Origin of the sequence: Sphingobacterium sp. UME9, from assembly GCF_014170215.1 — a bacterium.
Classification (GTDB): Bacteria; Bacteroidota; Bacteroidia; order Sphingobacteriales; family Sphingobacteriaceae; genus Sphingobacterium; species Sphingobacterium paramultivorum.
In genome coordinates this window covers 933,072-944,614 of the sequence record NZ_LZZP01000013.1, presented here as the reverse complement: position 1 = coordinate 944,614, position 11,543 = coordinate 933,072, and the positions used below count along the sequence as shown (strand labels likewise).

The window sequence follows — 11,543 nt, the reverse complement described above, 5'->3', positions numbered from 1 at the left end:
AAATCATGTTACCATAAAAAGACATACAGGGCTACCAATATCCCTAGGATGAATAAACTCACTAATTTGAAACCACTGGAGGTCACAAAAAGATTTCTATTCACGATTACTGTATCATTACGATAGTTTCGATTGCCCAGCAGGCTGACCGATATCATCGTTGCTACCGTACATATAAACACCACAAGAATGCGATTCATAAAGGGGCTTTGATCTAACCAGAAATTTTTAAAGAGCAAAGAATAGGCAAATGTAGAGATGGCACCAGCAAATGCTGCGTTAGGTGTTGTCCATGTTGTAAAGATACCCATCAGAAAAATCGCCAATACTCCTGGTGTGATAAAACCTGTAAATTCCTGAATAAACTGAAAGCCCTGATCCAGATGCTGCAATAGCGGAGCCAAGGAAGCACCAATGACCAACGCGATCAGTACAGTTACTTTGCCCAGCTTCACCAAGGCTGTATCGCTCACGGCATCGCTTTTTATATTCTTATAAATATCCAAAGACACGATGGTTGCTATACTATTGACCTTTCCAGCCAGTGAGGCCACGATAGCAGCCGTTAAAGCAGCAAAAGCCAATCCTTTGAAGCCCGTCGGTAAAATCGAGAGTAGCAGCGGATAAGCTTTATCGGGCTTCACGGTACTACCTTCAAGCATCCCTTGTGCAAAACTGAGATTCGAACCTTCTTTATATAAATAGTAAGCAGCAATGCCGGGCAACACCACAATCAAGGGCATAAACAGCTTCATAACGGCTGCAAACAACATCCCATTTTGGGCTGTTTTTAGATTTTTGGCTCCAAGTGCACGCTGGGTAATATATTGATTGCATCCCCAATACGATAGATTGATCACCCACATGCCGCCCAATAGAACCGACCATCCGGGCAGATCCATATAAGCATCGGTACCATCGGGTTTTATCAGCTGTCCTTTTTCGATAAAAAGATGAAAATGCTGTGGCACTTCCGTTTTCAAGATAAGGAGTCCATCTAGCCAATGTCCCATGCCCTTTGTATGCGCCACGAGATCGAGGGCGATATAAGTCGTCGTGAGCCCGCCTATAATCAACAAGACCACCTGGATTACGTCGGTGTAGCCAATCACTTTCATCCCCCCTAAGGCGATAATCAAGGCCAATGCCGCTAACAACCAAACCGCTACAACCATGGGAATCCCCGCAATCGACTGAATGGCCAAACCACCCAGATAAAGTATCGAGGTCAAATTGACAAACACATAGACCAAAACCCAGAATACCGCCATCACCATACTCACCCGCGGATCGAAACGCTTGCGCAGAAACCCAGGCATGGTAAAAATCTTATTCTTCAGATAAATGGGTAAAAACACCACCGCCACAATAATTAGTCCGATAGCAGCCATCCATTCATAGGATGCAATGGCCAGCCCCAGTGCAAAACCCGACCCCGACATCCCTATAAATTGCTCGGCAGAGATATTCGAAGCAATAATAGAAGCCCCAATGGCCCACCAGCTTAAGGAACCTTCCGCTAGAAAATAATCGTGCGTTAGTGAACCGGAACTGTGTTTGCGTCGATAAATGTAATAGCCATAACCACCGACAACAATAAAATACAGCAGATAAATGATTTGATCAATCCAAGCCAACATAGCGATATCATTAGAATTTTAATGTGATAGATCCCTGACAGGGTGAAGCTTCCAAGGTCTTACAATAATTGCCCCAGGCAATTTCAGGATAATCCCATTTGTTGTTTACATACAAAACCAGTTGCTCATTTTCCAGGCGATCCATACGGCAAGCATTGTCTGCTTGCTGCGAAACCACATGCATCAGATTCTTCGTGCCACTGCCCAAAGAGTAATAGTATATATTCTCTTTCATTCCCTTCGCCTGCTGTGTTAGTGGATGCTGACTCCGCGCTCCTTTATCGGCCCAATAGTAATAGTTGTGCGTGTCCATGTACCACGACTGTTTGGGCTCCTGACCGTACGACGTCTTATCGACATAAGACAAGCTTGCTGTTCCTTCATTACCCGCAAATGATTCTTGGGGATAATCGTTCCAATAACCATTTCTGCTCCAGGTAACACGATCAAGTTCATTGCTGAGATAATACTTTAGCCCAATTTCACGCAGGTAGCCATTGGGTTCACCCTGGGTATGATATAACGTTTTCATTTCTCCTTTACCATCGATAGTCAGATCAAACTGAATGGATAAACTGCCATTTTTTCCCACAATCGATACCAGGGCCAAATTGTCTTTGATGCGTACATCCAATTTGTTCAATTGCCAATTTTTATCTTCGAGCAGGTATTTGCTTGCACTTTTGCGTACTTCTGCACCGGTCAGGTGGTTGAGGTTGATGTCCATATTTAAGAAAGGACCTTTTTGGATCACCACTTTACCATCGATCAGCGCGTTTTCGATGAAGCCTGTTGTTTTTGAAATCGGAAAGGTGAAATTCCTTCCCGTGATCAGGTAACGATTAGGCTCTTCAACAAGCTGGATTCCTCCATTTTGAGTCGATTCAGGTATTCTGACCTTATGCTCACCCAAGAAATAACGATAGCTATCCAGCAGCATCCCTCTGTTATCCACAAAGCGCAAAGCCAGTTGCCCGCCCTGTTGCCAGGCTAAACCGGGTAGTTGAATATATCCTTTCTGATGCGGTGCGATATCGGGTAATCCTAAGGTATAGGTCTTCCCGTCATACGTGTATTGCAGTTTAATTTCCTGGAGCGAAGTATGATCAAATCGATTGTATACCGGGATCGTCAGCGGCTGAAAGCAGGCAAAATCAGGTATAATCTTTCCTTTCAACGTGACCAATACAGGAGACTGCGCTTTTTTTGTTGACCAAAATTCAGGTTTCTTGCGCCGCCAAACATCGACAATCCCCCATTCACCGTAGCCTACTGCCTGCCCCTGAAAATCTTCGGGTTTGGCTGTATGGGCAAATTCCTTCCAAAAAGCAGTTCCTTTCTTGAGCTGTTGTGGAATCATAAATACTTCGTCCACGTAGCCCCATATTGCACCGCCAAGCCCCCCCTGCTTCGGAAACAGGCCGCTCCACATCATGTCCATGGAGATCCCCCAAAATTCGCGAATATTCGGATCATCCTGTAAGGTTTTATACGTATAACAGGCTGGATGAGCCCATTCATCAAATAAAGCTGGGATGCCATGTCCCTCAAAGTTACGCGTGGTCTTGCCATACTGTGTCAAGTTACCATACACGTCCTGATAGTGCATGCTGAGGATTTCATAAATCTTAGGTTCGGTGGTTTGCGAGCCCGGATAACTCCAGATAATGGGTCTTGTCCGATCCATTCGCTTCACCAAATCGTGGCTCTGCTTAAAGTTGTCGCCATAGATCGACTCATTGCCGATTGACCAGAAAAGTACAGCTGGATGGCTTTTAAAGGTATTGACCATCTCACGCGATTGGCTCAGGTATTGGTCCGTTTTTTTCGGATCATTTTGTGAGGCGCCGGGCGCATAATTTTTTTGTCTGTAAGTATCCACAAAACAGATTGCGGTTTCCACCTCCACATAGATACCATATTTATTACAGTATTCGACAAAACGCTCCGTCGGTGGATAATGCGAAGTACGAATAAAATTGATATTTGCTTCTTTAAACAATTGAACGTCTAGGCTATCGTAATAGGCCGAAGCACTGCGTCCTAAGATCGGGTGCATATCGTGCCGATTGGCTCCACGTAGCTTGACCGGTTTGCCGTTTACCATAAGCTGGTCTTTAACCACTTTTACTTCGCGGAACCCGACCGATTTATGAAAGGCATACGTAGACCTCCCCTGCTCTTTCACTTCCACATCCAACCGATAAAGATTTGGATGTTCGGCATCCCATTTTATCGGTGCAGCTACACGGAACACATGGCTGTTGGCCCCCGCTAAAATTGGTTTTTCAGGATTATCCAGGACAATACTTTTGCCGTTCGGGTCAGTCAATGTATACTTAATCGTAGCCTCCTTGGCCACAAAACCACCAAAATCCAATTTTAGCTGCGCGTCCTTATAAGACGCATCAAAGGCTGTTTCGAGGTTAAAGTCGGTCACAGGATGTGTTGCAGTTGCAAATAGGGTGACATCCCGCAAGATTCCACCTATCGGATGGTGTGCATAGCCCGATGCATACGAAATATCATCCAGTTGATCCTGTACCTCCAGTTCGATTTCATTCTGCTTTCCGAAAATCACATAAGGTGTAATATCTACTTCCCAACGCGTAAATCCACCATGATGGCTCGTAACCGCTTTACCATTGATGCTAAGTTTGGCGAAGCTGTACACACCGTCAAAGCGGATGATTGTCTTTTTGCCTTTATAGGGGCTGGGTACCAAAAATTTACGGCTATAAAAAAACGAATTGTCGTGTTGAATACCATAGCCCTGCATGACAGCTTCCCCGGGAACCTGAATATTTTCCCAGGCCGAACTGCGATCAAATTTGAAGTTCCATTGGCCATTTAAGGATTGTACAGGAGCTTTCAGACCGGTCACTTTGGCCGGCAACTGATAAGCTGTCTGCTGCGCCATTGCCCAACTCCCCATTACCCCCCACAAGGCCAACAACACCAGTTTTTTTAGTTTTTTCATATCATAATAGGTTGTAATTCCACCCGATTAGAACGCAATACCACATTGTTACATTCTTTGTCAAAGATAGGTCCTCTCACACGGCAATACTACAACTGGTTATACAAAAACTAAAACTATTTACACCCTAATAACAAGCAATAAAATATTATTAAGTGAATATTGTTTGATATAACAGTAAATACCGTATTTTTGCATTAACCAATTTAGCTATGTATGAACAAATTATCCAAACCTCAATTTATTGAGCTTACTCCACCCAGCGAAAAGACAATCCATGTCAAATTGGTCGATCAGGAATTTTTGAGTAATCCGCTGCACTTTCACGAGCTCTGTGAATTGGTGCTGATCGTAGAAAGTTTCGGCAAGCGCATTGTGGGCAACAATGTAGCGACCTTTACAGAAGGAGACCTGGTCTTGATGGGCCCCAATATCCCACATATCTGGCGCAACGATGATTTATTTCTGCAGCAGGACAATGATTTGCGTGCCCGGGCCATCGTTGTCTATTTTCCGGCCGATTTCTTACTTCGCCTAACCGACGAACATCAAACCATCCAGGCCATGCAGCAATTTATCCGCAAGGCTCAACGTGGACTTCGTTTTTATGGCGAAACACTCGATAGGGCACAGCGCTTAATGGAAAAACTCAGTGATAAAGAAGGATTTCCAAAAATCATCGAATTCCTCAACCTTATTCAGTTGCTACAGGAAACCGATGAATTTGAAAGTTTGGCTTCCGACGGTTATCGCCCCACTTTCAGTGAGCAGGAGACCCAGCGCATCAATAAGGTTTACCTCTATGTGATGAGCAACTTTAAGGAGGAGGTTAATCTACAAGTTGCCAGCGACATGCTGAATATGACGCCCAACGCCTTCTGCCGTTTTTTTAAACGCCATACCCAAAAACCCTTTTCTCGCTTTGTCAATGAGATGCGTATCGGTCATGCCTGTAAACTGCTGATGGACCGGACACTTAGCATATCAGAAATTTGCTACGAATGTGGCTATCAGAACCTGACCAACTTCAATAAGTTTTTTAAATCCATTATGAACAAAACACCACGGGAGTTTCGTAAAGAGATGGATCTGTAAGCTGTGTCAAATTGATCAGAATGATGTGGGGCTATACCTCCTATCAAAAAGAAAGGCTGTACAAAAGTACAGCCCACTCCTACCAATTTACTGAAACTAACACCTATTTAAAAACCCTTTATTGTTTTCAACGTATAATCTTGAGCGTCGCCATTCGCTGCTGTCACCCGATACATTCTATCCTGTGAAAAATCGCCTGGTTTACCCAGTACTGGAGCTCCATTGAGCGGCGAAACCACCGAAACGTCCGACACAGTGATCGTAACCCACAGATTAGCAAGTTGATCTTTTTGAATTCGTTTTTTAAACTCGTCAAATAACATCTGCTTGGTGACGGATCCCGAAGGCCCCGCCTTCTTAACTGAGTTGATATCGTACGAAATCGTAGACGTATATCCTTTTTGTCCATTCGTATCAAAAGCTACCGCCGTATTCTTAAAAACGACCTCACAGACCCGGTCAAGCTCAATCTCCTGCATGGGAGTTCCTTTCTGTATGGTATCATTATAGAGAAAGCGGTATGAATAACTTACGGCAGTCAATTTGTTGTCTGGCGAGTTTGGCAGCTCCTCATAGCCCTTTTTTAAACAGCTTCCCATCGCAATGAGCGACAGCGCGCCGAGCAGAATACGCCCTATTTTGTGATTTATTCTATGCATAATCAATTTCATTATATCTGTATACCAAAGTTTTATTCCCATCCCGGATTTTGCTTCACGCCCGATTTCAAGCGGAATGTTTCGTTGATTGGCATCAAGTACCTTTTGGCAGAGAATCGAGCTTCCCCAACGACGTTATTGTCTTCAAAAAAAGAATAGGATTTACCATCTCTCGAAATTCGAATACCCCGTAAGGCGCCCTGTAATTCGGGAATAACAAATCCCGATCCTACATAAGCTCCATCACGCAGACCACCCGATGTGCGCATGCCCCAGCGTAACAGGGACCAATACCGATCGTTATTTTCGTAAACCATCTCCACATTGCGTTCTCTTTTATAGGCTTCAAAAAGTGAGTTCCCCCAATTGTTGCCCGAAAGTGTATTTAAATATTGATTGACGCTACTTTCAGAAAAACCACCATGACGTACCATGGTCGGCAGCATGTATTTTTTTGCATTAGCGAAGTCCCCTTTCATGAGATAAGCTTCAGCCATATTGAGATAAGCCTCACCATAACGGAGCACCGAAAACACATAGTCTAATTTTTGGTCAGATGGTGAAGGTAGGCTCACAATGTTATCGTAAAAATACTTCACCATGGCATAGCCCGTACTGGAATTATAATTTTCGGTATTTCCAGACTGGTATCCATATTCCTGTACCGAACCTTCATTAATCTTGCTATTGGCATTGCTCACATTTCCATCCCTTCTAAAAAACACACGTACCTGATTGTTGAAATACATACAGCTATCATAGAGTATCGTTGCATAAAAGCGTTGGTCTCTTTTCTTGGTGTTGGAGAAATACATTTTCTCGTCCACATTTTTACCTGTCGTGACATAACTGGCGTTATTCCATGATTTCAATTGTCCATCTACATCTGAGACCAGATAGTCATCGACCAGGTCCTGCGTTGGCCACGAACCGCCATCCATGCCCCAAAAGTTCATCGTGACATTGATTGGAAAGTTAGCTTTGGCATAAGCCGAAAACTTACCCGTGGACCAAAGCCCCTGATATTGCATAGGCACATCATAGAGGGAGGTATTTGTTTTGTTACGCTCACGGGTGAGGATAAACTCGGTGGCCGTAACTGCAGTTTCATAGGATCGAAACATGTTGTAGTAAGGACTGAGTTGCGTTCCACCATTACTGAGCCCCAATGCCTCACCCGACTGAATCACTTTATCATAATACCCGCTATTTGCAGCCCCTCCATCCACATACGCAGCAGCCTGCAACCCTATGCGCATGATCATAGCATTTGCAGCTTTGGCAGTAGCCCGTCCCCTTTCGGCAGTTGCCGGAAGAGCCGCTGCAGCTTTTTGAAGATCGGCCAGCATAAAATCGTAAGTTTCCTTGGCTGAACTTCTCGGAATCTGAAGATCATCATCCAGTGTCAACACTTTGTCAATCAGTTGCAGTCCACCATATAGTTTGGCATACACAAAGTAGTGCGCAGCCCTTAAAAAATATAACTCCCCTAAACTCCTGTTCTTAAATTCACTCGAAAAAGTCGTGCTTGTTTCAATATTGGCAATTGCCGAATTGATACGCCATAAAAGTGAATAATTTAACCAGCCATAATTATCTGATTTTAGCATGAGCTCGGCTCTTTCTTTTGTCCAAAAGGCACCGTTCAGCGTACCCACCATCACATTTTTAGTGGTCCCTTCCGATCTTGCCGAATAAGGATGCGCATATCCCGACATCCAGGCATCGGTACCCAATACATCGGCATATACCTGATAAATATAGGCTGTTGTCAAATTTTCACTATTCCAGGTCTGCTCACCAGTAATTTTATCGTATGGTGTTGTTTCCAAAAACTTTTTACAGGAAGAGAAGAACATCACCGTCAAGCCCAGCATCCCTATTATCAAACGTTTTTTCATAATTTTCTTAGTTAATTAAAATCCCAATAAAAATCCCGCGGAGTAGGTTCGCATCATTGGATATGCGTAACCATCAAAAGTGTTGGATTCGGGATCACCATATTTGACTGATGGACCAAATGCCAACAGGTTTACACCCGAGACAAAAAAGGTCAAGTTGTTCATCCATTGCTGCGACTTCATGATCGAATATTTAAAATCATACGATAGGGTTAAGGATTTCAATCGAACATAATAGGTATTGCGGGCCCAGAAGTCTGAGGACGAATAGTTATTGTTATTGTTCAAACTAGCGTTGCCGGGCCTTGGCATCGTCGCATTCGGATTGGATGGCGACCAATTGTCGTTCTGAAACTGAAAGTCCAGGCGTCGTTCGCCTTCGGAGCCCATGGCCACATTGGAGAAGTAATTTTGTTTCATCCCTGTTCCCTGAATGGTAGATTGTACACTGAAACCTTTGTAACTTGCGCCCAAATCTACCCCATAAACGAATGTCGGGCTCGAATTATGTCCATAACGCACCTGATCCTGCCCATCAATCTTACCGTCACCATTGACATCCTGGTACCAGAGATCTCCAAGTCTGAGGTCTGTTGAAGTTTCGCGTTTGGGATTATTCAGAATATCCTGTGGGTTCGTATAGAACTGTGCTCCCACATAACCAGTACCCACGTAACCATAGTAATTACCTTGCTGACGAATCCGCGGATTAGCCAAGGTGACACTGTCCTCGTTGGTTTTAAAGGCAAACGATTTATAATAGGTAAAGTTAAAACCGGCATTAAAATCGACATTGCCAATCCTGTCCTTGTATTTGATAAAACCATCAAGTCCTTCTTTCCGGTCTTCGGCATTGGTCACCACCAATGGAAGTGTATACCCGATGGGTTCTGTATAGCGATAGGAATTATCGGCGGCGAGATAGCCTTTGGTTTTTTCAAAGAAATAGTCCAACGCACCATCGACTTTATTTCCAAATAGTGCAAAATCGGCGCCTATATTGTATTTCGATCGGGTATACCAGGTCATGTTGATACTTGGCTGCGCACCAGGGGTAACCGTATTGACCAACTTCCCATCCACCACATACCCATTTGTATTGTAGTTGTACGTTGCGAGATAAGCATATGCCCAGTGATCCGCATCATTGAGACCAATTTGCCCGTAAGAGCCCCTAAGTTTCAAATAAGTCAAGACATTTTTAGCCTTTATATCTTTGAAAAAATTTTCCTCAGACAGCGCCCAACCAGCGGAGAATGAAGGAAAGAAGCCCCATCTTTTGGTTGATATAAAATTGTCTGAACCGTCATAACGTCCGGCAAAGTCAAAAATATAACGCTGTTTATAATCGTAATGAAACTTGCCCACATAACCCATCCATGCCTGTTTGCCTTCGGTATTGCTCGCTGTGATCAACTCTGCATCACCTTTTTGGATCTGTTTGATCGCGGTGGTGTAGAACCCACGGGAACCAGCATTTAAGGCATTGCTATAATACTGACGCATGTTTTGAACCAGGGTTGCTTCCACATTGTGGCCATCGCCAAATGTCCGCCGATAATCGGCTCTGAAATTGACGTCGAAGTTTTGGGTCATATACGAAGAGCGTCCGACACTAATGTTTGTAGGATCTTCTTTTGTTGCATTTCCCTGTTCATCGTAATAGGTAGCCGTCTCTACCCAGTCTACACGGTCCTGAGATTCAATGTTAAAATTCCCATTAAATCCGAGGCTCAACCCTTCAACCCATGGCACGTTCCAGTTGAGCGCACCCGATAGTTGATTATACACCGTCTTTAACTTGATATAACCAGGGCTCAGTAATGCCAATGCCGGGTTATCAAACTGATTGGATATTTGTCCGCTGGATGTAAAGGGTTTCTCAAATGGATTACGATCGCGCAGCCTACTATAGATCGTATAGGCACTTGCTGGTGGATAATCCTCATTTCGGATGTATCCATTGACATTAAAATCGAGTTTCAGTCCGATTTTATCGAAGTTGCTCGACACATTGCTCCGATAGGTATACCGGTGATAATTCAGTGATTTGGCTTTATAAATACCCTCTTGACTAAAGGCGTTGAGACTACCAAAGAAACGTAGCTTTTCGCTACCGCCATTCAGTGAAAGCGTATGGTCCTGTTGCGGCACAAACCTGCGGGTCAGTTCTTTTTCCCAGTTGGTGTAGTTACCGGGATTATTTTTAATATCCTCCATTTCTTCAGCGGTCTTGAACGAGTTGATTCCCATTCCCAAGGCCTGATTAAGGTTGTTTATCGCTGTAGCATATTGATAGGCATCCATGCGTTTGGTTTGGTATGAAGGCGTATTAAAGCCAAAGTTTGCCTGGTAGTTGACATTGAGTTTACCCGAATCACCCTGTTTGGTGGTAATCAGCACAACCCCATTTCCGGCATTCATGCCATACACCGCAGTTGAAGCCGCATCTTTCAAGATCGTCATCGATTTGATATCCGCCTTATTGAGGCTAAAAAATTGCTGCTGTGTAGAGATAAATCCATCAATTACATAAAGCGGTGTCCCATTGCCACGAATAGAAATGCTGGCGCCATTTTGACCCGGTTCGGCCGAGCCTTGCTGCACAATCACTCCCGGAATTCTTCCCTGCAAAGCTGAGCCCATGTCCCCAAAGGGCAAGTTTTCAATTGTTTTCGCATCAAAAGAAGCTATGGCAGTAGAGTTTTTCTTCACATTGGTCGTACCAAAACCAACCACAACGACCTGATCCAATGCGATATCATTATCGTCCAACACAATTTCTACGTTCTTTTGCGTGCCGTGAACAGGAATTTCCTGATTTCTATAATTTACATGGCGAACAATCAAGGTCGAACGGTCAGCCACACGAATGGAAAAATGGCCCTCATCGTCAGTTTTCGTTCCGATTTTACTATCCTCTTTAGACAATATCGTTACGCCAGTCAGTCGTTCACCTTTTTTATTCCGCACGGTTCCCTCGATCAGGACCGGTTCCGCCTTTTGTGCTTTGCTGTTCTGTCCGCCTTTGTAAGACCATTGGATGGTAAACATCTTTTCACTTTCGGGCCCTCCCTTGGCAAATGAATCCTGTCCATGGCAAATAGACATAACAAGTATCCCTACGCCCATTCCCGCCTTCAACAGGTCAAAATTGCCCATACGATCCCTAGGCTTTTTATTGGTCAACAGTTCTTTCATAAATAATAATAAGTTAGTTTATAATTCAGCATCGGTAAACGACGGCACCATGGATTCGCTTCGGTTT

General features: G+C 44.0%; 6 protein-coding genes. 1 reads left to right on the top strand and 5 read right to left on the bottom strand.

Annotated elements, in window-relative coordinates:
• Positions 1–8 precede the first annotated feature (8 nt).
• Complete coding sequence (locus A9970_RS23055) at positions 9–1,640, bottom strand: sodium:solute symporter family transporter (RefSeq protein ID WP_182983891.1); 1,632 nt, start codon at positions 1,638–1,640, stop codon at positions 9–11.
• Positions 1,641–1,650: 10 nt separating this feature from the next.
• Complete coding sequence (locus A9970_RS23050) at positions 1,651–4,620, bottom strand: glycoside hydrolase family 2 TIM barrel-domain containing protein (protein WP_182983890.1); 2,970 nt, start codon at positions 4,618–4,620, stop codon at positions 1,651–1,653.
• Between the two features lie 216 nt (positions 4,621–4,836).
• Between A9970_RS23050 and A9970_RS23045 the strand changes: the two genes are divergently transcribed.
• On the top strand, positions 4,837–5,715 hold the full coding sequence (locus A9970_RS23045; RefSeq protein WP_182983889.1) for an AraC family transcriptional regulator: 879 nt from the start codon (positions 4,837–4,839) through the stop codon (positions 5,713–5,715).
• Between the two features lie 107 nt (positions 5,716–5,822).
• Here A9970_RS23045 and A9970_RS23040 read toward each other — a convergent pair whose 3' ends face one another.
• The 3 genes from A9970_RS23040 to A9970_RS23030 are packed head-to-tail and all read right to left on the bottom strand — an operon-like array spanning position 5,823 to position 11,476.
• Positions 5,823–6,374, bottom strand: a complete 552-nt coding sequence (locus A9970_RS23040) for a DUF5018-related domain-containing protein (RefSeq protein WP_182983888.1) — start codon at positions 6,372–6,374, stop codon at positions 5,823–5,825.
• Between the two features lie 32 nt (positions 6,375–6,406).
• Positions 6,407–8,275: a RagB/SusD family nutrient uptake outer membrane protein gene (locus tag A9970_RS23035; protein WP_182983887.1), complete on the bottom strand. Its 1,869-nt coding sequence runs from the start codon at positions 8,273–8,275 to the stop codon at positions 6,407–6,409.
• A gap of 15 nt (positions 8,276–8,290) precedes the next feature.
• Positions 8,291–11,476: a SusC/RagA family TonB-linked outer membrane protein gene (locus tag A9970_RS23030; protein WP_220801682.1), complete on the bottom strand. Its 3,186-nt coding sequence runs from the start codon at positions 11,474–11,476 to the stop codon at positions 8,291–8,293.
• Between the last annotated feature and the right edge of the window lie 67 nt (positions 11,477–11,543).

Bases quoted from the DNA above. Each gene is read 5' to 3' on its own strand.
- A9970_RS23055 (WP_182983891.1), bottom strand. From the start codon at position 1,640: ATGTTGGCTTGGATTGATCAAATCATTTATCTGCTGTATTTTATTGTT.
- A9970_RS23050 (WP_182983890.1), bottom strand. From the start codon at position 4,620: ATGAAAAAACTAAAAAAACTGGTGTTGTTGGCCTTGTGGGGGGTAATG.
- A9970_RS23045 (WP_182983889.1), top strand. From the start codon at position 4,837: ATGAACAAATTATCCAAACCTCAATTTATTGAGCTTACTCCACCCAGC.
- A9970_RS23040 (WP_182983888.1), bottom strand. From the start codon at position 6,374: ATGCATAGAATAAATCACAAAATAGGGCGTATTCTGCTCGGCGCGCTG.
- A9970_RS23035 (WP_182983887.1), bottom strand. From the start codon at position 8,275: ATGAAAAAACGTTTGATAATAGGGATGCTGGGCTTGACGGTGATGTTC.
- A9970_RS23030 (WP_220801682.1), bottom strand. From the start codon at position 11,476: ATGAAAGAACTGTTGACCAATAAAAAGCCTAGGGATCGTATGGGCAAT.